This window comes from Mycobacterium sp. 236(2023), assembly GCF_029623955.1.
Taxonomy (GTDB): Bacteria; Actinomycetota; Actinomycetes; order Mycobacteriales; family Mycobacteriaceae; genus Mycobacterium.
Genome location: NZ_JARSBP010000005.1, coordinates 221,230 through 245,254 on the forward strand (window position 1 = coordinate 221,230; position 24,025 = coordinate 245,254).

Consider the following 24,025-nt stretch of genomic DNA (forward strand, 5'->3'; position numbering starts at 1 on the left):
AAAGGACGACCCTGATGGGGGACACCCACCTCGACCCGATTGATCACCACCGCACCACGCTGCCGCACAGCGGCGCCACCTTCAAAGACGCGTTCCTCCTGCCCGGGATCGCACTTCTTGCAATCAGTGTCGTCGGCATTGCTCTCGGACTCGCATCAGCCGGATACATGCGCGGCGGCTGGGCTGCCCTGACGATCGTCGCCGCGGCACTCATCGCGCTGTTCGGCACGTTCCTGATCGTGCGGGAACGGCGGCGCGTGCGCCGGATCGAGAGAAATCACTCGGCCGAACAGCATGTTTCGCAGAAGCTGTCCCGTAGGCCTGGCGTCAGATGACGCGGCCCCTGCCTGACAGAACTTCTCCGGGGAGAGCCTGGTGGGTGCGCCGGCAGAGCTCTGGTTCTGGCCGACGCGGTGCCCGGCCTGCCGGCGCGCGGCACCGGGCGGGCCATCGACGGCTCCTACGACCGCGTGGCTGACAAATACGTTGAGAATGGCTACGGCATACGTCATACCCACCGTGAGCTACCCGGTGGCTGCGAGGATCAGCCGCACCGTCTCGTCGGGCCGGTCCCAATGGGGGAAGTGACCACAGTCGGAAAACCAATGCAGGTGGGCGTCGGGAAAGGCTCGCATTGCGGTGCCGGCTTGGCTCGGCGGGGTCACGCGGTCGTTTCGGCCCCAGCCGATCGTGACCCTCCCCTTCAGCGAACCTGCCGGTGCGCCTTGCTGTTTCGGCCCGTGCACCAACGCTCGCACTGCGTCGTTCAGGCTCGGAGAGGTGTTGAAGTTGCGCAGTTCCGCCAACACCAGATCCGCGGGGAGCCGCCACGGTTTGGCGGAGAACTGCAGCAGCAGCGCGGTGCGCCCGATGGCGCTCCTAGTGAGGGCTGGCAGAAGCGGCTGAATGCGCTTGACCAAGGCGATCGACGGGCCCACCGTGGCACCGAAGATCTTGACCTGCCGGTCGGACCAGAACCCTCCCGGATCCAGCGCGACGACGTCACCGGCATGCCCGCGGCGGGCCAGTTCGAGCACAATGCGAGCGCCCATCGAACTGCCGACCACGTCGACGCTGCCGAGATCCTGCTCCGCGATGAAGGTTTCGACCGCCTCGGTGAGGGAGGCAACGGAGACCTCACCGGTCAGGGGTGGGCTCTCGCCGAAGCCGGGCAGGTCGACGGCGATCACCGTGCGTTCGCGAACCAGAGCCGGGACTATGAGGTCCCAGTTGTGCAGGTTGGAGATGCCGTGGACAAGCAGGAGCGGCTTGCCTGATCCGGAGCGAATTGCATGCATCTGCCGGGGGTACCCCAGCCTGCCGAGCTAAACGACCCACGCGAGCAGACGTCACTGGTCGGACATCCCGGCGTGGATCGCGTCGAGATGGTGCCGCCGATCAGTCCGAGTAATCCCAAGACACCGTTCTGATTGGGGTCACGCGGATGTAGACGACACCCGGTCTGGCTTCCATGGGCCATTCGGACTCCGGCACGCCACGAGCCTGGGCACCCTGCCGCGCGAGCTGAAGCCTGTCAGCCGGTTCGCGGACTACAACGGCACGACCTTGGAGCATGACCCCGCGGATGTCCGCCATCGAGGATCCGTCTTCGAGCATCACGCTCACCCTCGGGTCGGCCTCGACGTTCGCGACCTTGCGTGTGTGATCACGCACGCCCATGACGATGTCGCGGCCGAGCCGGAAGTATCCCAGAGGCACGGTATGCGGAAACCCATCGCGGTCAATGCTGCTCAACATCGCCCAGCCGGGGCGGCTGTCGACGAACGCCTCGATCTCCTCGTCGGTGAGCTTCCTCGGCATGAGGCAAGGTTACAAGAATCGAGTCGCCGCTGCGGGTGGCGATTCGGGGCTCTTCGCAATTCGCAGGCCCCGTGGCGGTGTAAAGTGAAGGCGGCGAGGGACTTTCATCTCACCCTCGGGGCATTTCCGGGATGTTCAGTTGCCTGAGTCGGACCGGGTCGACAACGGAGACGATGCCGATCAGGCGGCCCCTCTCGACGGTGCAAACCATCACGCTGATTGGCTTACCCGAAGGGCCATAGGCGAGGATGCCGGGTTCGCCGTTGACCAGAACGCGTCGCGCAACGACACGGGATCCCTGACCGCGGCGAACCGCGTCCACTACCCCGTCGATCCCGGTACCGACGCTGATGCCGCGGGCGGTGAACTGCTGCCAGCTGATATCGGGGTCCAGCACGCGCAGCAACGCGTCGAAGTCTCCGTCCCGCGACGCGGCGAGGAACGCGTCGACGACCTCGCGCTGATCTTGTCGGCTCGCTTGACCTCCGCTACGCAGTGGTCCTTCCTGCACCTTCCGGCGAGCTCGGCTGGCAAGCATCTTGACGGCGCCGGTCGATCTCTCCAAGATCCGGCCGATGTCGGCGAATGGCACCGCGAACACATCGTGCAGAACGAACGCCAACCTCTCATCGGGACGTAGCGAGCCAAGCACCACGAGCAGCGCCACCCCTACCGTGTCGGCGAGAAGTGCGGACTCCTCCGGAGTGCCGACGTCCTCGGTGATCACGAACTCGGGCAGTGGCGCAGCGAGCGAGACCTCGGGCCGGCTGTTGCGTGCGCGCAGCACATCGATACAGATGCGGCCGACGACCGTGGTCAGCCACCCGGCGAGGTTGTCGACCAAGTCTGCGTCCTGACGAGAAAGGCGTAACCAGGCTTCCTGCACCACGTCTTCAGCATCGGACTGCGAGCCCAGGACGCGGTGCGCGATCGCGAGCAGCCGCGAACGCTGTTCTTCGAAAGCCTCCGCCAGATCAACTTCGGCTGCCATGAGTTACCTCTCGTTACGCGGATCCGTCACAAGGGTGACGAATCGGCACGAGCCGAGGTAACCACGAACGGAGGCAGCCATGAACACCACTCTCTGGATCACCGCCGCGATCGCCTCGACGGTCTACGTCGTTGGCGGCGCCAGCCTGCTGCTCCTGTCGAGGAACTCATACCGGTCGCTGGGCCCCAGCCAGTACTGGATCGACGATTTCGGTGACGGCCACCTCAAAGCGATCGGCACGATCAAACTGATTGGCGCGGTTGGTCTGATCCTGCCCGCTGCGACCGGATTCGCCACCGTCCTCACGCCGCTTGCGGCCTGCGGCCTGGCACTGTTCATGGCGGGCGCAGCCACGACGCGATTTCGCCGCAGCGAGTGGTTGTCGATGGCCGGCGACGTCGTTTTTCTCGGAGTGTTCGCATTCCTGGCCTGGGGACGGTTCACGCTGCCCGTCTCATGAGCGGCGACAGCGTCAGCCTGATGTCTGCGACCGCCCCTATCGTGACCGGAGTGAGGCTGACACCGAGGCCTAGACCTACTGACCTGGACGTGGTTCGCGACTCGTACGACCGCGTGGCTGACAACTACGTCGAGATGGTGACCACCACGGGTATCGGAGACATCCGCACCCATCCCTGGCTCAAAGCAGTAGTGGACACATTCGCAAGCAGCGTCGCAGCGATAGGCCCGGTCCTCGACGTCGGCTGCGGACCAGGAACGGTCACGGCCTACCTCGCCGAACGCGGCATCGAGGTCTCCGGAATTGACCTCTCGACGCGCATGATCGACCACGCGCGGCGCCTGTATCCGCACTGCACCTTCTCGGTCGGTTCGGCGACCGACCTCGACCTCCACCCAGCATCAATGGGCGGAATCCTGGGTTGGTGGTCCCTGTTCAACCTGCCGCGCAACGTCCTACCCAGAGTTCTCGGCGATTTCGCCGCGGCTCTACGACCGGGTGGTCAGCTGATCATCGCTACCCATGTCGGTGACGACGATGTCGAGCGCACCGAGGCCTACAACGGGGTGCCGGTCCAGTGGACGACCTACAAGTGGCAGCCAGAACAACTCATCGCGCTAGTGAAACAGGAGGGGTTGCGGCCCGTGGCGGATCTCCGCCTTCCTGCCGACGAGACCAGCGGCCCCGCGGTTGTCCTTGTCGCACAACGCGATTGATGTAGTCGAGCGCCCCACTCAGATCTCGGCGACGATGTCGCACCGATAGCGTTGTGCGGCAAGCGCGTAACAGCCGACCGCCACCAGCTGCATTGTTGGTACCAGGATCAGCAGGGCGCGGCCCAACGCCTGCGGGCCCAGTTCGCCCGTCAGCGAATCACTGATCAACCCCGTCACGAACGGCCCGACGGCACCCAAGGTGGCGTTGAAGAACAAGAAGACGGCGGACGCCGTCGCCCGCTGCTCTGGAAGCACCAGGCGCTGGATCGCCGCGATGGACGGTGCCAGATAGGCGATGCCGATCACGTACGCCAAGGCGAGAAGCAAGACGCACCAGATGCGGTTCTCGACGATGAACGCCAACGCGGACGCCGGCAGCAACGTCGCGATCAGAATGACCACGATCCACAGCAACCAGCGCGGGTCGCGGGCGGCCAGCCGGTCGGCAATCCGCCCCACGATAACCAACCCCAGAATTCCGAGTACACCGGTGGCCAGCCCGTACTTGATACCGACCTCGCCGAGCGACATGCCCAGGTCGCGCATCAGGAATGCGGGGGCAAAGGTCGTCAGCGAGTAGCCGGCGGCAGATACCAGCGCGGTGCCGGCGACCATGGCCAAAAAGCTGGGCTTGCGCAGGAGATCCCACCAGTTCAATGCTGCGGTGTTCCGCCGCAGCGGCGGGGCGGGCAGGCTCTGGCGACAGCCCACGACCGACAGCACCACAGGGGCGAGGAGAACGCTGATGGCACCCATCACTACGAAAGCCGCTCGCCAGCCGAGGCTTTCGGCGAGCAGACCGCCCCCGAGCAGGCTGGCGGCACTGGCCAGCGGGATTGCCATGGTGGTGACCGCCAGCGGCGCCGAGCGCTTGTCCGGGGCGAAGTTTCGCGCTACGTAGGCATGCGCTGCCGGCGTGCTGCCCGCCTCGCCGACAGCGACACCGACGCGGGTCAGGGCGAGCTGGAAGCCGGACTGGACCGCGCCGCCCAGCATGGTCATCGAGCCCCACAACGTCAGGCAGCCGGCGATGACTGTGCCGAAGAGGCCGCGATCGGCGACACGTGCGATCAAGATGCCTACCACGGCGTACACGATGAGGAAGCCGAACCCGTTGATGACACCGATCGCGGTGTCGGACAGGGCCAGGTCCTTCTTGATCGGTTCGGCCAGTACGCCCGGCAGGAAGCGGTCGACGTAGTTGAGGGTGCCGACGAGCGCGAGCACCACGACGGCGGTCCATGCGCGGGATGGCGAATGCACAGCCTGGGTGTCACGGGTGGCTGCATCCTGTGGTGTCGACATGGTCCTCCTCCGTCAATCGCTGCCGAGCAGCTTGACCTATTCGGCCGGTGGAACGGTAGTGAAGATCGGCCAGCAGATCTCTGTGGCGGTGAAGGTCATCGGCTCTGAGTGTGTGCCGACGATATAGTGTTCGCGGATCGGTCCCTGGTCGCTGATCAATCGCTCGTTGACGTAGGTCCCCGGCGCCGCGTAGCTGCGGTCGATGCCGTCGTGACTGCCGGAATGGGTCAGTACCGCGTACTCGGCCGACGCCAGGATCTCGGCACGGCCCCCCCGGGGGGTTGCGTGCAAGGTGGCGCGGTGACGAACAGCGTTGCGGCACCGCGCTCTTCGAGAAATAGTGCCCGGTCGTACAGGCCGCCGGGCGTCATGGTGAAATCACCGTTCGTCGCGGTCGCCACGGCGTCGCGGAGTTTCCTCAGCGTCGTCCCGAACCAGTTGTCGATGTCGGCCACCTCGATGGTGGCGCCGATCGACCACACGAGGCGCTCGGGCTCACCCACCGGACCGATACCCCCGCCGACGTCTCGTTGGTTTCGGTGGACGAAACCAAGCTTGTACGGTTCACGATGACTGTCGAGTCTTGACCCGAACACGAACGACGTCGGCCGAGCGGAGAAGCCATGGGCAGATACGACATTCCCCGTGACGCGCAGCGCATCTACGACACGGTTGTCGCCGGCGGCGCCGCGATCGTTCCGAGCGATATCGGTTACGGGGCCATCGCCAGTTCCTCAGAGGCGCTGCTTCGACTCTTTCGGGCTAAGCGACGGGCTCCGCATAAACGCCATGCGATGGCGGGCAATTACGACCTTTACCGCGAGGTCCACAAGCTCGGCCGACGCGAGCAGGACATGGTCGACGCCGTTGTGCTCGATGCGGATCTTCCGTTGGCGGTGGTAGGCCACTACGACGCCACTCACCCCGTCGTCGCGGCCGTCGAACCCGAGACGCTTGCGGCGAGCACTGTCGGCAACACTCTCGCGATGCTCGTCAACGGTGGTGCGCTCCAGGACGCGGTGGTTCGGATCGCGCATGCGAACGAGACACCGCTGCTTGGTTCATCCGCGAACCTGACTGGCGCCGGGACGAAATTCCGGGTGCGGGACATCGAACCACCGATCCTCGACGCGGTCGATCTGGTCGTGGACCACGGTCTGCGGAAGTACCACCTCTATCGCCGATCGTCAACGATGATTGATTTCTCCACGATGGAGGTCGTGCGCATCGGTGCGTGCTACGAGCTGATCTGTGACATCTTCGCCACCCGGTTCGGCATCGACCTTCCCGCCGATCCCGGCTGGGATGCGCTGCCGTCGGGTCATCTGCGCGAGCACCTACTGCCACGGTGAGCGGGCAACACGATGTCTTTGTTCAGGCGCCGCGGCGTTGCCGGCGTGCTGCACGCACGGTCAACCCGATCGCCGCAACCAGGAAGTAGAAGGCTCCGAACGCTGCATAGGGTGCAATATCGACGGGGCTGGGTGTGGCAGGGCCGGCAGCCTTCCACAGGAACATGATGCCGACACCCGCGGACTGCGCACCGCTGAGCGCCATCGGCCATTGTGCGCCAACGTTTTTCCATCTGCGAAGGGCCGTCGCGAGCTGCAGCACCCCTGACACGCTCGCCCAGACACCGAAGATGCCGAGCACCACGTTCATACTCGCGGCCAGCCCGAAGGCGACAGCCAGAGTGGTGAGACAGCTGACGGCCGTATTGAGGGCCTGGGTCGGATTACGGCGTAATCCCCCGTTGTGGCGGGCGTCGACGACGTTCGCCAAGCCATCCCAAGCCGGATAAATCAGCAGTAGCGCACCCGCCAGCAGCGAGGAATGCGAGCCGATGATGACAACAGCGGCGACCCAAAGGAGGGAAAACAGCGCTCGCACAGCGTAATAGAGCCGCAACCATTGATTTGTATCAACGGAAGTTCGATCTTTCAAGGATTGGTCGGTCATGTGCTGTCCTTTGGCCGTTCACGGTTACGGACCTCACTGTGAATCGGCATGCGCAATGGCGGCCATTGAAGTTTCAGGTGGTGCAACCATGCCTCATGCCCGCGCAGCAGCCACCAAGTCCTGGATGGTGACATCGAGGGCTTCGCGACGCGCCGAAGAGTTCGGACCTAGCAGGGCCGAGAAATGTGGTGCGAGTCCGTCGCACGCGCTGATCAATGGCCGGACGAACGTACGCAGCGCTGTCGCCGGAAGTTGCTCGTCGGGTCCGGCGATGGCGATCGACCCGAGCGGGTAACCGGTGTCCAGGCCGAGAAGCGCTGCGCCGATTCCGTTGAAGGACGGACGATTCTCGCTGAAGGACAGGGCATAGCCGTCGGCTCGGATGTCGCCGAGTTCGCGCTCGAGGTTTGCGCGATGTCTGCCGATTGCATGTTCTGCCAACACCGCGCTTGCCTCTTCGGTAGGCAGATGAGCCAAGATCACGCGCCCGCTGCAACCGGAGGTCAGGGGTGACCGCTCACCGATGTGGATCCGCCGCGACTGCAGGTTGGTACCTTGTTCGGCGCCGAGCACGAGGACCCGGTGCTCGCCGCTGCGAAGATGCAGGGTCGCGGTTGCCTGAGCCATGGCCGCCAGTCTGGACAGCACGGGGCGTGCACGTTCGAGCAGCGCGGGGCGTGGCCCTACCAATGAGGCCAGTGCTATGGAGCGGCTCCCTATCCGGTAGCCGCGGCGGCCGGCATGGTCGACGTACCCCTCGGCCTGCAACGTGCGCAACACCCGGTACGCGCCGGCCTTGGACAACCCGACAGCCGACGCGATTGCCAGCAGGCTCGCTGGTTGTTCCATTGCGGCAAGCGTTTCCAGCACCAGCAGCGGTCTTCGGAGAAGATCCGGCTGGGAAGTTTTCTGCGACTTTCGGGGTCCTGACATCACAACCTGTTGGTTTCAGCTGGCGAAACCAAGTTTGGAGCACGCTGTGCGCGCTGTCCACTGTTGTCTCGAAACAAGCGAAACTTCGCCGAGAGAAACCGGAACATGACCACAGCACACGATGCCGAGGTGCGGCACGGTCGGGACTGGGTCGACCCGGAAAAGACGGTTCGCCTCGGCTACACGGTGGTCGCCCCCGCTGAATTTCTCAAGACCGTTGTGCTTCTGCATGGCGCTCCCCAGACGCGATACGAGTGGCGCAAAGTCATGATGCCGCTCGCCGCCGCCGGTTACCGGGTGATCATGCCCGACTATCGCGGCGCCGGAGCTTCTGACAAACCTCGTGACGGCTACGACAAGTGGACGATGGCCGCCGATATTCACTCGCTACTGCGGAACACCTTGGGCGTGACGGAGCCGGTTTCGCTTGTCGGGCACGACCTCGGGTCGACGCTGGCGCTGAGTTACGCGCTGCGCTACCGCGACGATGTCGTCAGCGCCACTTTCATGGAAGCGCCGTTGCCGGGCACCGCCTACTACGACTGGCGCGTGACCCAGAAGTCGGCCTGGCAGTTCTCGTTCCATGCCAACCCCGATGTCGCGGTGTACCTCACGCACGGACGTGAGCGGTGGTACATCAATCGATTCTTCGACGAGTTGACCTACCAACCGGATGCGATCTCCAATGACGACCTCGACGTGTACGCCCGCGCATTCGAAGCGCCAGGAGCCATGCGCGCGATGTGTGAGCTCTACCGGGAACTCGATCGCGACGCCGATGACAACCGCGCCTCGTTGCAGGAGCACGGCAAGCTCTCCGTTCCGGTGCTGGCGTCCGGGGGGGCTTCCGGGCCTCTGGCCAAGAACTTCCGGGCGATGTGTGAAGAGATCGCCGAATCGGTGACAGAGCACCTCGTCTCGGATTGCGGCCACTGGGTGGCCGAGGAGCAGCCGGCGTACTTCACCAAGATGTTCTGCGACTTCGACGCGGACTCGCGAAATGTGTTCAAAAGATTGTGAACTGGAGGTAATTGTCATGGTGAACCTGCACCCGCAGGCAATCGGTATTGCCGGCAGGAAGGTGTCGCGGTTGGGTTTCGGATCGATGAGATTCACGGGTCGCGGGATCTGGGGCGAGCCCGAGGACCGCGACGAATGTATCGCCGTGGCCCGGCGGGCCGTCGACCTCGGCGTGCAGTTCATCGACACCGCCGACTCCTACGGACCCCATGTCGCCGAGGAGATCTTGCGGGAGGCGTTGCATCCGTACCCCGACGATGTCGTGATCGCGACGAAGGCTGGCCTGACCCGAAATGGACCCGATGTCATCGACACTGACGCCGGGCCCAAACGCCTCGGCCCGGCGGCGTGGCCGCCGGTCGGACGACCCGAATACCTGCGGCAGCAGGCGTTGATGAGCATGCGCCGTCTGAGCGTCGACCAGATCGATCTGCTGCAGCTGCACCGGGTTGATCCGAAGGTGCCGTTGGCGGATCAGATCGGTGAGCTCAAGTCGCTCCAGGACGAGGGCAAGATCCGCGAGATCGGCATGTCGCAGTGCACAGTGGAGCAACTCGACGAGGCGCGGCAGATCGCCGACATCGTCAGTGTGCAAAGCCGATTCAACGTCATGGACCGCAGCGCGCAGGACATGCTGGAGGTGTGCGAGCGCGATGGGCTCACGTTCATTCCGTGGGCACCGGTCGCCCAAGGCGGGCTCGACACGGCCCACCAGGCACTCGCCGACATCGCTCGGGCGCATCAATGCACCGTGGGCCAGGTGGCGATCGCCTGGCTTCTGCATGTCTCACCGGCGATGCTTCCAATCCCGGGGACATCGCGGCGTGCGCATCTGGAAGAGAACATGGCCGCGGCTGACCTGCAGTTGACTCAGGAAGAGCTCCACACGCTCAGCGCAGCCGGCAGTTGATCACCACCGGTGCGCCGCAACACCTCGACCACGTGTGTACGCCGACAGATCGGCGTTGACAAGTAGCCCCGGCCATTCCTCAGCGGGCGACCATTGAGCGCTGCCGTCGTCGGCGAAACGGATGCAGACCGCGCGGTATGCGAACACGGTGTACGCGTCTCGCTCGGTCTCGGGCACCACACTCCGCGCCACCGCCTCCGTGTCGTAGAACCCGGCGGAGTTGTGGGCGTGGTGCTTGAGCCGATCGGGCGCGCCTGGCGAGATGCACTCGCTGACGCTGCAGACGTCGTCGATCGGTGCACGCGCGAGGAAGGCCGGCCGCGAAACGACCTTTTGGGCCAGGAAGCCGACGCAGACAGACTCAACCATGGTCGGTCAGAGGCTAGCCGATGTCCGGTCTTGCGAACACACTCGCTCCGCGTCGTTTCCCCAGTAGTCAGTCGGACACCCGGACACAGTGCACCACGACGATCCGTACGACGCCGGCGAGGCCCTGCCGACATCTGCGAGGTCTAGCTTGGCGGGATGGGTTTGTTCAGTCATGCGGAGCCTGCCGAACCATCCGACGGCGTTGGCGGTGGCGGTGTTGTTGAGCCGGCCAGGCGTGGTGAGGTGAGCGAATACGGGGTGGATGAACCTGTGGTGGTGGGTCCGGGGCTACCTCCTGAGGATGGTTCGTGCGGACAGTTCGCCGTGCAGTTTCATGTATCGACGTCAATGCTGATCGGACTCAAACGTATTGCCGATCTGCGCGGGGTGAGCGTGCCGGAGGTATGTCGGCAGGTGATCGGTGTGTTCGTTGCCCAGCAAGAGGGCGAGCTTGATGCGCTGCTTGTTGCCGAGACGGAGGCGGCTGATTACCGGCCTCGCTTGGATCAAGCGTGATCGCGCCGATGGTCAAGTCGGCGCACGCACCACGCAAGTCTGCAGAGCCGTCACGTCATTGCGTACCGTTCGCCGGTGGCACGACTAAGGCGTTCAGCGCTCTGCAGTGGTCCCCGCCGCCGGTTTCCGAACGAGCAGGTGGCCGTCAGGGAAACGACTCTCGCCGGGCCTGCTACTTGGCCATGTTCGAGAATCGTGACAAATGTAGTTGGTGCGCAACGGTAATCGTGCGTGTCGGGCCGGCGCGATGCTTGGCGACGATCAGGTCCGCCTCGCCGCCTCGCGGGTCGTCGGTCTCGAATGCATCGGGCCGATGTAGCAGGATGACCATGTCCGCATCCTGTTCGATGCTACCGCTTTCACGCAGGTCAGACAGCATGGGCTTCTTGTCGGTGCGCTGCTCCGGACCGCGGTTCAGCTGGCTCATCGCTACCACGGGTACTTCCAGCTCTTTGGCCAAAAGCTTGATTTGCCTGGAGAATTCGGAGACTTCCTGCTGCCGCGACTCGACCTTCTTGCCGGATGTCATCAGCTGCAAGTAGTCCAGCACGATCAACCGCAGCCCAGCCTTCTGGTGCAAACGTCGCGCCTTGGCCCGGATCTCCATCATCGTGAGGTTCGGCGAATCATCGATATACAGTGGCGCTTCGCTGATCTCGCTCATACGGCGCGCCAGGCGCGTCCAGTCGTCGTCGCTCATCCGGCCCGACCGCATGTCGGCGAGCTTGATCTTCGCCTCTGCCGACAGCAGACGCATGACGATCTCGGTCTTGCTCATTTCCAGGGAGAACACGATGCTCGGCAACTGGTGCTTGATCGAGCACGATCGCATGAAATCGAGGCCTAGCGTGGATTTCCCCATACCGGGACGCGCCGCGACGACGATCATCTGACCGGGATGCAGACCGTTGGTCAGCTCGTCGAGGTCGGTGAATCCCGTCGGGACACCCTTGGAGATGCCGCCCTCGGAGGCGATCGCGTCGATCTCGTCCATCGCCGGCTGCAGGATCTCTTCGAGGATCACGTAATCCTCGGTGGACTTGCGCTCGGTGACGTCGTAGATCTCCGCCTGCGCCCGGTCCACGATTTCGTTGACATCGGCTCCGTCGGCACCCGCGTAGCCGTACTGCACCACGCGCGTGCCCGCCTCCACGAGACGGCGCAGCAGCGACTTCTCCGCGACGATCTCGGCGTAGTAGCCCGCATTCGCTGCCGTCGGCACCGTCGAGATCAGGGTGTGCAGATACGGCGCACCGCCCACCCGGCGCAGCAGCCCGCGCCGGTCGAGCTCCGCGGCGACGGTGACGGCGTCGGCGGGCTCCCCGCGGCCGTAGAGGTCCAGGATCGCGTCGTAGACGAGTTGGTTGGCCGGCTTGTAGAAGTCGCCGGGGCGCAGCTTCTCCAGGACGTCAGCGACCGCGTCCTTGCTCAGCAGCATGCCGCCCAGCACGGCCTGCTCGGCCGCGGCGTCCTGTGGGGGCTGGCGGCCGAAATCCTCGCTCGGAGGCGGCTCCAGGTCCGACGGACCACCGGGACGCCCACGATCATCGACTACGGCCACGTGGCGCCTCACCCTCCCCAGATGTCTGTCGAACGCGTGTTCGGTTCGCTTGCCAACACGGTACGAACTGCCACTGACAAGAACGCCCCAACCGACCCCGCGACGGCCAACGTTAGATGTTGCTGGCGGAGGCGCAACCACCACCTGTGGATGACCCTGTGGATGGCGTGTGGACAGCTCAGGTGGACGATGTTGAGCGCCTGGGGAGAACCTGTTGATAACAGTCGACGCTGACCCTGTTTTACCTGTTCAACGCACGATAGGCCGGTGCACTGGCTGTGGATGGGAAATTGTCCGGCGTGTCGCGTCCGGTTTCAACCCCGGGCGTGTTGTGTTTCGCGGAGGGGCCCCGCAGGTTAACAGGCGGTTATGTTAGCTGGGCTTGATTTGAAAAGAATTGTTCGCCACTGAAACGGCGACGGCCGGGTGGCGACCCTGAGGGTCTCCACCCGGCCGTATCAAGCCGGTGCTGACGTCTTCGCGACTAGCTTTCGACGACGGTCAGCGACACCGTGGCGTTCACGTCGGGGTGCAGGCGCACCGTGACGGCGTGGGTGCCGGTGGTCTTGATGTGAGCCTTGGGCAGGCTCACCGTGCGCTTGTCGAGGTTCGGTCCGCCGGCCTTCTTGATGGCAGACACGACGTCGGCAGCGGTCACCGAACCGAACAGCCTGCCGGCCTCGGCCTTGACCGACAGCTCCACCGAGTCCAGGCCTTCGATGGCCGTCTTGAGCTCGTTGGCGTGCTCGAGGCTCTTGACGCCCTTGAGCTCCTGGGCGCGACGGATGTCCTCGGCCTGACGCTGCGCGCCACGGGTGGCCACGATGGCCAGGCCGCGGGGCAGCAGGAAGTTGCGGCCGTAGCCGTCCTTGACCTCGACCGTGTCGCCGGCCGAACCGAGGTGATCGACCTCTGCAGTAAGAATCAGTTTCATCTCTTCGCCCCTATCGCGTCGACGAGCTGAACGGCAGCAGCGCGACCTCGCGAGCGTTCTTCACCGCGATGGCGACATCGCGCTGGTGCTGAACGCAGTTGCCGGTCACCCGACGGGCACGGATCTTGCCGCGCTCGCTGATGTAGGTACGCAGCAGCTGGGTGTCCTTGTAGTCGATGGTCTGGTTCTTGCCCTTCTTCGAGCAGAACACGCACTTGCGAGTCTTGACCGGCTTCTCGGGAGCCGGGCGCCTCTTCGTGGAGGAGGACTTGGCCATATCTATCTCTTTCTGGAAATCACTGAATGTTGTTTGTCAGAAGGGCGGTTCGTCGTCGGCGCCACCGAACGAACCCGACGCGGGGGCGCTGCCCCACGGGTCCTCGGCCGGTGCGCTGCTCGGCGCGGGGCGCGAGTTGCCCCCCGAGCCGGAACCGAATCCGCCGCCCCCGCCGCCACTGCGGCTGGCTTTGTTGACCTTCGCCGTCGCGTAGCGCAACGAAGGACCGATCTCGTCGACCTCGAGCTCCATGACGGTGCGCTTCTCACCCTCACGGGTTTCGAACGACCGCTGCTTGAGCCGACCGCTGACGATGACGCGCGACCCACGCACCAGACTCTCGGCGACGTTCTCGGCCGCCTCCCGCCAGATGTTGCAGCGGAGGAACAGCGCTTCGCCGTCCTTCCACTCGTTGGTCTGACGGTCGAACATGCGGGGCGTCGACGCGACCGTGAAGTTCGCGACGGCCGCGCCCGACGGCGTGAACCGCAGTTCGGGGTCAGCGGTCAGGTTTCCGATCACCGTGATGATGGTGTCACCAGCCACGAGGTCCTCCTGTGTGCTCTATCGGCTCTAGCGCAAGCACTCATTGACGGCGTGCGCGTGGACAGTCGCAGGCGAGCCTACGGAACAGCCCCGACGCGCACAGCCCGTCATTGAGACTTAGTGCTTTTCGGTCCGCATCACCTTGGTCCGCAGCACGGACTCGTTCAGGTTGAGCTGGCGGTCGAGCTCGGACACCGTCGCGGGCTCAGCCTTGACATCGACAACCGCGTAGATGCCCTCGGCATGCTTGGCGATCTCGTACGCCAGGCGGCGCCGTCCCCAGATGTCGACCTTGTCGACACTGCCGCCGTCCTTGCGGACGACGTTCAGGAACGTCTCCAACGACGGAGCAACGGTGCGCTCGTCAAGAGTGGGGTCGAGAATGACCATGATTTCGTATGGACGCATAAGGAACCCATCACCTCCTCTGGTCTGGTGCGGCCACGGCCTATCCGTGGCAGGAGGGTCGCCTGCGTCGGCAACCCGCCCAGGTTACAGCGACCCCCGCTGATCTGCGAAATCGGCGCCGCCCGCAGGCGGCTAGGCTGAAGTCTCCGCACCTGTGAGTGAGGGGGCGCAGTGGACGGTCCGCTCGGCACCTACGGGTTCGCCCCCCGACCGGCGCCGCCCCCACCCAGCGGCGTGACCGCGGCTCTCGCGATCATTCTCGCCGGCCTGGGCGCTCTGGCCTGCCTGGGCAGCGGACTACTCGGAATTCTCGGCCTCATCGGGCTGAGCGCACCCGGATCGACGTCGGGGTTCCGGACATCGGCGGGCATCGCGGGCGATCTGTTCCCCGTCCTTGTCTTCGGAGTCGCGCTCAATTTCGTGTCGGGCGTCCTGCTGACCGTGGGCACGGTGCAGTTGGCCCGACGCAGGCTGAACGGACGCGGGCTGATCGTCGGCGGATGCGGGGTCACGATCGGCTCCGCCCTGCTGAGCCTCGGATACGCCGCCTCATCGACGACGCCGTACGGCGCCTTCGGGGGCGATGGGCTGGAGATCGTGAGCTTCATCTTCCCCGTCGCCACGCTGATGCTGGTGCTGGTACCGCCGACGACGGCATGGCTCACCGCGCGCCGGAATCCACCGGAATTCTCTTGATACCGAAGTCAAAAGGCCGAGGCCGCAGCCAGTCCGGCAGCCAGCCAGGTGGATTGTCCGGAGCCCGGTCGAATATCCCACCCGCCGGGTCGTCGACGCCGTCCTGCCGCACCAGGTCGAGCTGCGGCCGGTAGATCTGGCGAATCACCAACGCGCACAACACAACCACGGCAACGTCGCGCAGCAGTACGGTCGTCGTGAATACCTCCTGCGGCAGCCCCATCTTCTGCTCGCCGAACAGATACAGCATTCGGGGCACCCAGACCAGCATGTCGACCGTCATCCACGCGAGCAGGATCCGCCGGTGCGGCAGCGCCAGCACAGCCAGCGGCACCAGCCACAGCGAGAACTGCGGGCTCCACACCTTGTTCGTCAGCAGGAAGGCAGCGACGACGAGGAACGCGATCTGCGTGACGCGCGGCCGCCGGGGCGCCGTCAGCACCACGTAGCCGATCGCGATGCAGCACGCGGCGAACAGCGCTGCGGTGACCGAGTTCAGCACCGTCGGCGGCTCCCAGAACCCCAGGTCGGTGTCGAACCCCCCCCAGCCGGTGAACGTCTTCACGACGTTGTAGATCGAATCCATGTCGTCGCCGCGACGGGTGTTGAGCCGAAAGAACTCCGACCACCCGCGCGGGAACAACACCATGATCGGCAGGTTCACCACCAACCACGCCAACACAGCGGTCAGCGCCGTCTTGCCGACCTCCCGCATCCGCCCGGTCCGCACCGCCAGCAGCGCCAGCGGTGCGAGCAGCAACAGTGGATACAGCTTGGCCGCAACCCCTAGCCCGATCAACACACCGGCCAGCCACGGTTTTCGCCGCGCCCACGCCAGCAGCGCGCACGCCGCGAAAGCCGTTGCCAGAGCATCGAAGTTGGTGAAGATCTGGAAGATGACGATCGGGGACGCAGCCAGCATCGCAGCGTCCCAGATGCGTCGGGGACCGGCCAACATCGCCGTCGCCCACAACGTCGTCAGCCAGGCGAGCGCGAGTCCGAACGCGGCGATGTTGAAGAACATGACCACCTCGGCGATGACCGGGATCGACACCAGCTTCGTCAGCGCGGTGTAGGTCTTGGCGACCGTCATCGACAGGTACTGGTAGATCCCGGTCAGCACCGGATACTCCATGTACCGCACCGCAGGTTCGCCGTCGTACTGCAACCGCGGCTGGCCGTTGTCAGTTTCCAGCCAGCTCGACTTGTACGGAAACTTGCCCAGGTTCAACAACTCTGCGGTGTAGAGCGGAACGGTGTCGGAGTAGCAGAGCTCGTAGTAGGCGCGTTGGTTCTCCCAGTTGGCGACACGCTGGTCGGCCGTCCCGGTCCCGGTGGTCTGCAGGCAGGCGGCCTTGGTCGAGTAGCCGAGGGCCAGGAAAACCAGCGCGATGATCATCATGACGCGCAGCGGCGTCATGAATCGGGTGCGACCGATCAGCGCGTGCTTGCCGACAGGTCCACCGATCGTGTCCGCGAAGGCCGCCCCGAGAGTGTCTGTACGACTGGGCAAATCGCGACTGTCGAGGCTGCGCAGGTCCTTCCCGAGTGGCGCGGGTGACGTCACGGAGGCGGCGGCGGACCGGGCGGCAGCGGCTGGCCTGGCGCGCCGACGGGCGCGCCCGGTGGCACCGGCTGACCGGGCGGCACGGACTGTCCGGGCTGACCGGGCACAGGCTGCCCCGGAGGCCCGACGGGCACGGTCGTCGGCGGGCCCCATGGAATCGTGATGCCGGGCGCGATCTCCAGCGTCGGCTGGATCACCGACTGCGACGGGGTGGGCGGCGCAGACGGCGGAGGCGGAGGCGCTTGCGGCACACCGGCGTAGCCGCCGATCTCCTCCGGCTTGGGGAACGTCTCGTTGTCGGTACCGTCGAGGGCGCCGTCCATCGTGGACTTCCAGATCTGGCCGGGCAGCCCCGAGCCGTACACCGATCCGCCGGATTCGTTGATCAGTGGCTTGGTGCCGTCGGTGGTGCCCACCCAGACCGCCGTCGACAGCGACGGCGTGAAACCCACCATCCAGGCGTCGCGGTTCTCGCCGGTGTCACCGAGCTGGTTGGTTCCGGTCTTGGCACCCGACGGCCGGCCACCCGAAAGGCCACGACCCGAGTAGCCGGCGATCGGCTGCATCGCGGCGATGACGTTGTCGGCCACCGCCTTGTCGATGCGCTGCTCGCCCGCGTTGTCCTCACCGCTGGCGTCGAAGAGCACCTCACCCTCGGCGTTGACGACCTTCTGCACGAAATGGGGCTTGTGGTAGACGCCCGATGCAGCGATCGTCGCGTACGCCGACGCCATGTCGATCACGCGGGACTGGTACTGCCCCAGCACGATGCCGTTGTTCGGCGGGCCGCCCTGACCGTCCTCGGACAGCGTGTGGTCCACGCCCGGGAAGCTCTCGGCGATGCCCGCCTGGTGCGCGGCGTCGGCGACATCCTGCGGGCCGTTCTTCAGGTCCAGCATCAACCGGTAGTAGCTCGTGTTCAGTGACCGCTTCAACGCCTCGGCGATGTTGCAGTTGCCGCAGCTGCTGCCCTCGACGTTGGTGATGTTGATGCCGTTGACGTCCAGCGGGGAGCTGTCCACCTGGTAGCCCAGCCCCATCCCCTGCTGCAGCGCCGCCACCAACGCGAACACCTTGAACGACGAACCCGTCGGCAGGCCGGCCTGTGCGAAGTCGAACCCGTTTGCGTCGGAGCCGCCGTAGTACGCCTTGACCGCCCCGGTCTTGGGATCGATCGATACGACCGCGGTGCGCATGTCGGGGTCCTGCCCCTCCATGTACTCCTCGACCGCGTCGACGGCCGAGGACTGCATCTTCGGGTCGATCGTCGTGGTGATCTGCAGGCCCTCGGTGTTCAGCGCCTGCTCGTTGATGTTGAAGATCGACAGCAGCTCATTGACGACCTGGCGCTCGATGAGGCCGTTCGGACCGGTCGTCTGGTTCTGGTTGTTCGCCTGATCCGGCGGAATCGTCACCGGGAAGACCTGCGCCGCGCGCTCCTCGGGAGATAGCGCACCGATCTCGACCATCCCGTCGAGAACCCAGTTCCACCGGACCTCCGACGCATCGGGGTCCACGGCCGGGTCGAGCACCGACGGCCGCTGGATCAACGCGGCAAGCAGCGCGCTCTCGGCGACGTTGAGCTGCTCGACAGGCTTGCCGAAGTACGACTGCGCCGCCGCCGCAACACCATAGGAGCCGCGGCCGAAGTAGATGATGTTCAGGTAGGACTGCAGCACCTGGTCCTTGGACCATTCGCTGGACATCTTCGTCGAGATGACCAGCTCCTTGGCCTTGCGGATCACACCGCCGATACCGGACCGGGCGTCGCCCACCAACGCGTTCTTCACGTATTGCTGGGTGATCGTCGACCCGCCCTGCAGGTCTCCGCCGAAGATGTTGTTCTTGAACGCGCGCAGGAACCCGGTGAACGAGAAGCCCGGGTTGGAGTAGAAGTCGCGATCCTCGGCGGCCATCACCGCGTTGCGCAGCGGCACCGGGATCTGGTCGATGTTGACGTCGACGCGGTTGCCTTCCGGCGGGACGATCTTGGCGATCTCGCTGCCGTCGCTGGCCAGGATCGTCGACACCTGAGCGGTGCGGATGTCCCCGGGCTTGGGGACGTCGACGATCATGTACGCCATCCCGAACGTCAGCAGCGGCAGCAGAATCAGCGCGACCGCCGCGATGAGCGATCCGCGCCGCACCCACTTCCAGTTGATCTGCTCGCGAATCGAGCGTTTCTGCGGACCCGGACCTGACAGGCCGCCTCCAGTCGGACCGCCACCGCCACGTGGGGGCGGACCCTTCGGCGGGCCCGGCGGCTTCGCCTTTCTAGCGCGGCCGTCCAGGGCCCGCTTCGCCGCATCGACCTGATCCCGCATCGGCGGCGGCGCGCCGTCGCGCACCGGCGGCAGGATCGCGGTGCGCCGGTCATCCGGCGGCGTCGGCGGCCTGCGCTGGGCATCGGCTGGACGGTGACGTCCGCCGTCGGCGGCGGGCGGACGCCCGGACGATGCGTCCGGCCGCCTCATCGGCTTCCTGGCGCCCAAGTTGTCCGCCGCACGCTGCCCGTCCCGGGCGTCGTTGGCTGACCTCTCGTGGCGCCCTTCGCTATTCACTGGCCGTGCGCGCAGTACCGCGCGCGTTCTGGGTGCGTCGCGGCCCGCGTGACCCCTTCGGGGGCGGTACCGCGCCAAGCACGTAGGACTTGACCAGATGATTCCAGCTGCACGTGCGGCATACCTCCACCACGTGTACGGAGAACTCGTCGTATTTGGTGGCCAGCAGAACCAGCTCCTCGGCGGTCCGGGCAGAACCCGAAGCCGCACCGAGGTGGTCGCCGAACACCCACGACACCAATGTCAGTTGTTCCTTGCGGCAGATCGGGCACGTGACCGAACTGGGCTTGCCGTGGAACTTCGCTGCTCGAAGCAGGTACGGATTCGCGTCGCAGACCTCGGAAACGCCGGTGCGCCCCGAGTAGACCTCGGCGAGCAGTGATCGACGCCGAAGGGCGTAGTCCACCACCTGTCGCTGCAATCGCACGATGACCAGAGTACGTCGGTGGGTTGGGCACCGAGCCTCGACGTGCGCGCAATCGAATCTGGCCTGCGGTATCGCGGTGCGAACTCTTACGATCTTCGACGTGGCTTCGGGCAGCTCAGGACCTCGGACATCGCGGACGAGGGCGAAAGACAGCGATCGCAACGAGACGTGCCAGATCCTCGACACCGCACTGGCCGAGGGCCAGCTGTCCATGGCCGAGCACGGCGAGCGGGTGAAGACCGCCACGAACGCCTCGACGCTGGGTCAGCTGGAAGAACTGATCACCGACTTGCAGACCGGAAAGTCGCTGACCGACACCCCAGTCAAGAAAGTCATCAAGCGCCCGACGATCAAGCCCGGCTGGGGGCTCAAGGCTGCGATGGCCGCCGTGCTGATCGTGCTGGGCGTCGCGGTCGGCTGGGGCCTCTACGGGAACACTTCCTCGCCCCTGAGCTTCGAGACCGACCCGGGCGCCAAGGACGACGGCGTCCCGGCGCAGGTGCTGACCCCGCCCCGGCAGCTGCAGTCACTCGGCGGGTTCAACGGGCTGTTCGAGCAGATGCGCAAGAAGTTCGGCAGCACCATGGGCTACGAGCTGGACATCCACACCGACATGGCCTACCTGGACCGCCCGGATCCGCAGGACAACCGGCGCAGCCTGAGTTACACCTACCGCGGCGGCTGGAGCGATCCGAGCAGCTCGCCGTCGACGCCCAGCGCCGACGACCGGCTGGTGGACCTGGCGAAGTTCGACTACGAGAGGGTGCTCGGCATTCTGCGGGGGGCCCCGGAAACCGTCGGAGTGGCCCGTCCCGACCTCAAGGACGTCTGGATGCGGGTCAGCCCATCCGCGGATCCCGCCACCCCGGACGCCGTCGGTGTCGAGATCTACGTCAGCAGTGATTTCGGCAGTGGCCGCATCGAGCTCTACCCGAACGGCGACACCAAGGCCATCTGGCCCGCTTCCTGAACTGGGTTTTTGCCCGCTGCGCGGCATCGTTGTGGCGTTCAATATATCGGCGCGATACTATTGCGCGACGTGTTGAACAGTCGTAGCGACGCATATATCAGGGAGGAGGCCCCCGATGCTTGAGCTCGCCATCCTGGGTCTGCTTCAGGAGTCGCCCATGCACGGCTACGAGCTGCGCAAGCGGCTGACGGGTCTCCTGGGGGCGTTCCGCGCGTTCTCCTACGGCTCGCTCTACCCGGCGCTGCGCCGCATGCAGACCGACGGGCTGATCGTCGAGGACGCCGCCCCTGAAGGCGTCGTGAAAGTCCGTCGCGCGCGGCGGGTGTATCAGCTGACTGACGCCGGTAAGCAGCGCTTCACCGAGCTCGTCGCTGACACCGGCCCCCAGAACTACTCCGACGACGGCTTCGGGGTCCACCTTGCATTCTTCAACCGCACACCGGCCGAGGCCCGGATGCGGATCCTGGAGGGCCGTCGCCGCCAGGTCGAGGAACGTCGCGAAGGCCTGCGTGAAGCAGTGGCGCGGGCGAGCAGCTCATTCGATCGGTACACCCGTCAGCTCCACCAGCTGGGCCTGGAGTCCAGCGAGCGGGAAGTCACGTGGCTCAACGAGTTGATCGCGGCAGAGAAGTCGGCGCAGGGGCGCGCCGAGCAGACGTAAACGTTGTTTCCGAAACAGGCAGTGAAGTAAGGACAGAGGAGAAGCCGTCATGACCGCAAGCAATGACGTCCGGGTCGCGATCGTTGGCGTAGGCAACTGCGCGTCCTCGCTCGTGCAGGGGGTTCAGTACTACAAGGACGCCGACGAGAACGCCAGCGTCCCCGGGCTGATGCACGTCAAGCTGGGCCAGTACCACGTCCGCGACGTGAAGTTCGTCGCCGCGTTCGACGTGGACGCCAAGAAGGTCGGCTTTGACCTGTCCGAGGCAATCTTCGCCTCGGAGAACAACACCATCAAGATCGCCGACGTGCCGCCGACCGACGTCGTCGTACAGCGCGGCCCGACGCTCGACGGCATCGGCAAGTACTACGCCGACACCATCGAGATCTCCGACAGCGAAGCCGTCGACGTCGTGAAGGTCCTCAAGGACGCCGAGGTCGACGTGCTCGTCTCCTACCTGCCCGTCGGCTCCGAAGAGGCCGACAAGTTCTACGCCCAGTGCGCCATCGACGCCAGCGTGGCGTTCGTCAACGCGCTGCCCGTGTTCATCGCCTCGGATCCGGTGTGGGCCAAGAAGTTCGAAGACGCCGGTGTCCCGATCGTCGGCGACGACATCAAGAGCCAGGTCGGCGCGACCATCACCCACCGCGTCATGGCCAAGCTGTTCGAAGACCGCGGCGTCACGCTGGACCGCACCTACCAGCTCAACGTCGGCGGCAACATGGACTTCCTGAACATGCTCGAGCGCACCCGCCTCGAGTCGAAGAAGGTCTCCAAGACCCAGGCCGTCACGTCGAACCTCACCGGTTCGCTGGCCGGCAAGGTCGAGGACAAGAACGTCCACATCGGCCCGTCGGACCACGTCGCGTGGCTCGACGACCGCAAGTGGGCCTACGTCCGCCTCGAGGGCCGTGCGTTCGGTGACGTGCCGCTGAACCTGGAGTACAAGCTCGAGGTCTGGGACTCGCCCAACTCCGCAGGCGTCATCATCGACGCGGTGCGGGCCGCGAAGATCGCCAAGGACCGCGGCATCGGCGGCCCCGTCGAGGCAGCCTCGGCCTACCTGATGAAGAGCCCGCCGAAGCAGATCGCCGACGACATCGCGCGCGTTCAGCTCGAGAAGTTCATCGAGGGCTAGAAGCACTTTCGGAGAGGAGCCCAGGGTCGGAAGACCTTGGGCTCCTTTCCATTTAGAACCCGAACCCGAGTTCGGCGGGGGTGTCGGAGACGAATGCGGCGTCCACGGCGGCCAGTAGCGCGGCGTCCTCACACCGCAGCCGGTGCGCGGCCGCGTACGACGACGCACGATGGGCACCGAGGTAGATGCTGCCGAGCACCGACAAGCTGGTGTGCACGTCAGCGGGCGCATCGGTCGGCTCGCACCTCGCACGGCCACCGCTGATGTCCAGCGCGAATCGGCCGCCACCACCCAGCACGGCGTCCGAAACACACACCACCACAGACAGATCCGCGGCATAGGTACGTGCCTGCAGCACCGCCGGGATGTCGAGCATCCGCAGCCACAAGCCGTCCTCGACATGGGTCGTGCGTACCAACCGGGAATCGGTGAGCAGGTAGGGCAACAGGTTGTCTGGGTGAGTGTCGATGCTGATCGTCTTCTTCAGGTCCAAGCCGAGCAGCACGCGCCACAGCGCTATTTCCGCCTCCGTCGTCACCGCGGCGAACTTGGTGACGTTGACGTCCTTCGACTCGTCGCCGCCGTGCACGCGGTACATCGCAAAGCCGTCGGGATGCAGCAGGCAGTAATACGGTGTGCCGCCCCCTCGCGACGATTCACGGTCGGCCAGCACTTCGTCCCACAATTGCGGCGGCGTGTGCAGTCCGCCCGGCGTCTTGAGGCGCCACCGCTCGTAGATGTCTTCGAGTTGGCCGCGATGGTCGGCGGGCCGGACGACACGAACACCACCCGGGTCCGGAACGCCGGGAGTGAATCGCGCTTCGGCACGGGTGATCTCGCGGCTTTCCCAGACCGTCGCGGGGCCGTACCCAAACCTGCCATAGATGCCGCCTTCGCTGGCTTCCAGACCGGCGATCGGATAGGCGCCCATGCGGCTGTGCAGTTCGGCGAACATCCCGGCGAGTGCCCCGCGCCTGCGATGCGTCGGGGCGACGGCCACCCACGACACCCCCGCCATCGGCAGTACTGCCCCGCCCGGCACCGTCAGTTGCAGGCCGTAGAAGAGGGCCACACCGACCACATCGTCGCCGTCGCAGGCGACGACGGCGCCACCCTCAGGGATCATCGACCGCCAGACGGCATTGGTTTCGTCAGGGCGCTGGACACCGAACCCTGTTGCCGCAATGAGGCTCGCCGCCGGCCAGTCGGCATCGTCGGCACTGCGAAACGTCAAGGGAGCTGCCACACCTTCGACGGTGGCACACCAGGACCTGGAAAC

At 65.4% G+C, this 24,025-nt stretch carries 29 protein-coding genes; 11 read left to right on the plus strand and 18 right to left on the minus strand.

The features are described 5' to 3' along the window. The first annotated feature begins 14 nt into the window (after positions 1–14). Positions 15–335 (plus strand): UsfY protein, encoded by a 321-nt coding sequence (locus tag P9A17_RS21870; protein ID WP_278040835.1) that lies wholly within the window; start codon positions 15–17, stop codon positions 333–335. Between the two features lie 189 nt (positions 336–524). On the opposite strand, the gene P9A17_RS21875 is transcribed toward P9A17_RS21870, so the two are convergent. The 3 genes from P9A17_RS21875 to P9A17_RS21885 form a co-directional block, all read right to left on the minus strand. Further along, entirely contained in the window at positions 525–1,298 is a 774-nt protein-coding gene (locus P9A17_RS21875; RefSeq protein ID WP_278040836.1) for an alpha/beta fold hydrolase, read from the minus strand. A 100-nt stretch (positions 1,299–1,398) separates the two neighbouring features. After that, the gene (locus P9A17_RS21880; RefSeq protein ID WP_278040837.1) at positions 1,399–1,821 is read right to left on the minus strand and encodes a pyridoxamine 5'-phosphate oxidase family protein; all 423 of its coding nucleotides are present in this window, start codon (positions 1,819–1,821) and stop codon (positions 1,399–1,401) included. Between the two features lie 109 nt (positions 1,822–1,930). Further along, complete coding sequence (locus tag P9A17_RS21885) at positions 1,931–2,812, minus strand: sigma-70 family RNA polymerase sigma factor (protein ID WP_278040838.1); 882 nt, start codon at positions 2,810–2,812, stop codon at positions 1,931–1,933. Positions 2,813–2,891: 79 nt separating this feature from the next. On the opposite strand from P9A17_RS21885, the gene P9A17_RS21890 reads away from it, so the two are divergent. Together P9A17_RS21890 and P9A17_RS21895 are read left to right on the plus strand one after the other, a co-directional pair. Next, the gene (locus tag P9A17_RS21890; protein ID WP_278040839.1) at positions 2,892–3,272 is read left to right on the plus strand and encodes a DoxX family protein; all 381 of its coding nucleotides are present in this window, start codon (positions 2,892–2,894) and stop codon (positions 3,270–3,272) included. Positions 3,273–3,361: 89 nt separating this feature from the next. Then, positions 3,362–3,988 (plus strand): class I SAM-dependent methyltransferase, encoded by a 627-nt coding sequence (locus P9A17_RS21895; RefSeq protein WP_278040840.1) that lies wholly within the window; start codon positions 3,362–3,364, stop codon positions 3,986–3,988. 18 nt (positions 3,989–4,006) lie between these two features. Here the strand turns inward: P9A17_RS21895 and P9A17_RS21900 are convergent, their stop codons facing one another. Genes P9A17_RS21900 through P9A17_RS33245 form a run of 3 tightly spaced genes read right to left on the minus strand, consistent with a single transcriptional unit; the run spans position 4,007 to position 5,796 of the window. After that, on the minus strand, positions 4,007–5,293 hold the full coding sequence (locus tag P9A17_RS21900) for an MFS transporter (protein ID WP_278040841.1): 1,287 nt from the start codon (positions 5,291–5,293) through the stop codon (positions 4,007–4,009). A 36-nt stretch (positions 5,294–5,329) separates the two neighbouring features. Beyond that, a complete protein-coding gene (locus tag P9A17_RS33240) occupies positions 5,330–5,584 on the minus strand; it encodes a GyrI-like domain-containing protein (RefSeq protein ID WP_347403852.1) in 255 nt (84 codons plus the stop codon). After that, positions 5,521–5,796 carry a hypothetical protein gene (locus tag P9A17_RS33245; protein WP_347403853.1) on the minus strand — a complete coding sequence of 92 codons (276 nt, stop codon included), beginning with the start codon at positions 5,794–5,796 and terminating at the stop codon, positions 5,521–5,523. Before P9A17_RS33245 ends, P9A17_RS33240 begins: the two co-directional genes overlap by 64 nt. 120 nt (positions 5,797–5,916) lie before the next feature. Here P9A17_RS33245 and P9A17_RS21910 point away from each other — a divergent pair, with 120 nt between their 5' ends. Further along, the gene (locus P9A17_RS21910; RefSeq protein ID WP_278040842.1) at positions 5,917–6,645 is read left to right on the plus strand and encodes a Sua5/YciO/YrdC/YwlC family protein; all 729 of its coding nucleotides are present in this window, start codon (positions 5,917–5,919) and stop codon (positions 6,643–6,645) included. A gap of 22 nt (positions 6,646–6,667) precedes the next feature. Here P9A17_RS21910 and P9A17_RS21915 read toward each other — a convergent pair whose 3' ends face one another. Then, positions 6,668–7,252 carry a DUF308 domain-containing protein gene (locus P9A17_RS21915; RefSeq protein WP_278040843.1) on the minus strand — a complete coding sequence of 195 codons (585 nt, stop codon included), beginning with the start codon at positions 7,250–7,252 and terminating at the stop codon, positions 6,668–6,670. Between the two features lie 93 nt (positions 7,253–7,345). Continuing rightward, on the minus strand, positions 7,346–8,185 hold the full coding sequence (locus tag P9A17_RS21920) for an IclR family transcriptional regulator C-terminal domain-containing protein (RefSeq protein ID WP_278040844.1): 840 nt from the start codon (positions 8,183–8,185) through the stop codon (positions 7,346–7,348). A gap of 105 nt (positions 8,186–8,290) precedes the next feature. Between P9A17_RS21920 and P9A17_RS21925 the strand changes: the two genes are divergently transcribed. Next, the gene (locus P9A17_RS21925) at positions 8,291–9,205 is read left to right on the plus strand and encodes an alpha/beta hydrolase (RefSeq protein WP_278040845.1); all 915 of its coding nucleotides are present in this window, start codon (positions 8,291–8,293) and stop codon (positions 9,203–9,205) included. Between the two features lie 16 nt (positions 9,206–9,221). Then, positions 9,222–10,115: an aldo/keto reductase gene (locus tag P9A17_RS21930; RefSeq protein ID WP_278040846.1), complete on the plus strand. Its 894-nt coding sequence runs from the start codon at positions 9,222–9,224 to the stop codon at positions 10,113–10,115. On the opposite strand, the gene P9A17_RS21935 is transcribed toward P9A17_RS21930, so the two are convergent. Beyond that, entirely contained in the window at positions 10,116–10,484 is a 369-nt protein-coding gene (locus P9A17_RS21935; RefSeq protein ID WP_278040847.1) for a hypothetical protein, read from the minus strand. 156 nt (positions 10,485–10,640) lie between these two features. Between P9A17_RS21935 and P9A17_RS21940 the strand changes: the two genes are divergently transcribed. Beyond that, a complete protein-coding gene (locus P9A17_RS21940; protein WP_278040848.1) occupies positions 10,641–11,000 on the plus strand; it encodes a hypothetical protein in 360 nt (119 codons plus the stop codon). A gap of 172 nt (positions 11,001–11,172) precedes the next feature. Here P9A17_RS21940 and dnaB read toward each other — a convergent pair whose 3' ends face one another. The 5 genes from dnaB to rpsF all read right to left on the minus strand — a co-directional run bounded on the left by dnaB (position 11,173) and on the right by rpsF (position 14,726). Beyond that, a complete protein-coding gene (dnaB, locus tag P9A17_RS21945) occupies positions 11,173–12,561 on the minus strand; it encodes a replicative DNA helicase (RefSeq protein WP_278040849.1) in 1,389 nt (462 codons plus the stop codon). Between the two features lie 484 nt (positions 12,562–13,045). Further along, entirely contained in the window at positions 13,046–13,495 is a 450-nt protein-coding gene (gene rplI, locus P9A17_RS21950; protein WP_278040850.1) for a 50S ribosomal protein L9, read from the minus strand. Between the two features lie 10 nt (positions 13,496–13,505). Beyond that, complete coding sequence (rpsR, locus tag P9A17_RS21955; protein WP_278040851.1) at positions 13,506–13,772, minus strand: 30S ribosomal protein S18; 267 nt, start codon at positions 13,770–13,772, stop codon at positions 13,506–13,508. 36 nt (positions 13,773–13,808) lie between these two features. Continuing rightward, entirely contained in the window at positions 13,809–14,318 is a 510-nt protein-coding gene (locus tag P9A17_RS21960) for a single-stranded DNA-binding protein (protein WP_278040852.1), read from the minus strand. Between the two features lie 117 nt (positions 14,319–14,435). After that, positions 14,436–14,726 carry a 30S ribosomal protein S6 gene (gene rpsF / locus P9A17_RS21965; protein ID WP_278040853.1) on the minus strand — a complete coding sequence of 97 codons (291 nt, stop codon included), beginning with the start codon at positions 14,724–14,726 and terminating at the stop codon, positions 14,436–14,438. 171 nt (positions 14,727–14,897) lie between these two features. On the opposite strand from rpsF, the gene P9A17_RS21970 reads away from it, so the two are divergent. Next, positions 14,898–15,422: a hypothetical protein gene (locus tag P9A17_RS21970; protein ID WP_278040854.1), complete on the plus strand. Its 525-nt coding sequence runs from the start codon at positions 14,898–14,900 to the stop codon at positions 15,420–15,422. Here the strand turns inward: P9A17_RS21970 and P9A17_RS21975 are convergent. From P9A17_RS21975 to P9A17_RS21985, 3 genes are all read right to left on the minus strand, one after another. Beyond that, entirely contained in the window at positions 15,388–16,989 is a 1,602-nt protein-coding gene (locus tag P9A17_RS21975) for a glycosyltransferase family 87 protein (protein WP_278040855.1), read from the minus strand. The genes P9A17_RS21970 and P9A17_RS21975 overlap by 35 nt on opposite strands. Next, positions 16,986–19,463, minus strand: a complete 2,478-nt coding sequence (locus P9A17_RS21980; protein WP_278040856.1) for a transglycosylase domain-containing protein — start codon at positions 19,461–19,463, stop codon at positions 16,986–16,988. The genes P9A17_RS21975 and P9A17_RS21980 overlap by 4 nt, the downstream gene beginning before the upstream one ends. A 79-nt stretch (positions 19,464–19,542) precedes the next feature. Next, positions 19,543–19,977 (minus strand): DUF5318 domain-containing protein, encoded by a 435-nt coding sequence (locus tag P9A17_RS21985; protein ID WP_278040857.1) that lies wholly within the window; start codon positions 19,975–19,977, stop codon positions 19,543–19,545. 100 nt (positions 19,978–20,077) lie between these two features. On the opposite strand from P9A17_RS21985, the gene P9A17_RS21990 reads away from it, so the two are divergent. The 3 genes from P9A17_RS21990 (at position 20,078) to P9A17_RS22000 (ending at position 22,746) form a co-directional block, all read left to right on the plus strand. Continuing rightward, positions 20,078–20,947: a DUF1707 domain-containing protein gene (locus tag P9A17_RS21990; RefSeq protein ID WP_278040858.1), complete on the plus strand. Its 870-nt coding sequence runs from the start codon at positions 20,078–20,080 to the stop codon at positions 20,945–20,947. 115 nt (positions 20,948–21,062) lie between these two features. After that, positions 21,063–21,608 carry a PadR family transcriptional regulator gene (locus P9A17_RS21995; protein ID WP_278040859.1) on the plus strand — a complete coding sequence of 182 codons (546 nt, stop codon included), beginning with the start codon at positions 21,063–21,065 and terminating at the stop codon, positions 21,606–21,608. A 49-nt stretch (positions 21,609–21,657) separates the two neighbouring features. Further along, positions 21,658–22,746, plus strand: a complete 1,089-nt coding sequence (locus P9A17_RS22000) for an inositol-3-phosphate synthase (RefSeq protein WP_278040860.1) — start codon at positions 21,658–21,660, stop codon at positions 22,744–22,746. 52 nt (positions 22,747–22,798) lie between these two features. Here P9A17_RS22000 and P9A17_RS22005 read toward each other — a convergent pair whose 3' ends face one another. Then, positions 22,799–23,992: an enhanced intracellular survival protein Eis gene (locus P9A17_RS22005; protein WP_278040861.1), complete on the minus strand. Its 1,194-nt coding sequence runs from the start codon at positions 23,990–23,992 to the stop codon at positions 22,799–22,801. Positions 23,993–24,025 lie beyond the last annotated feature (33 nt).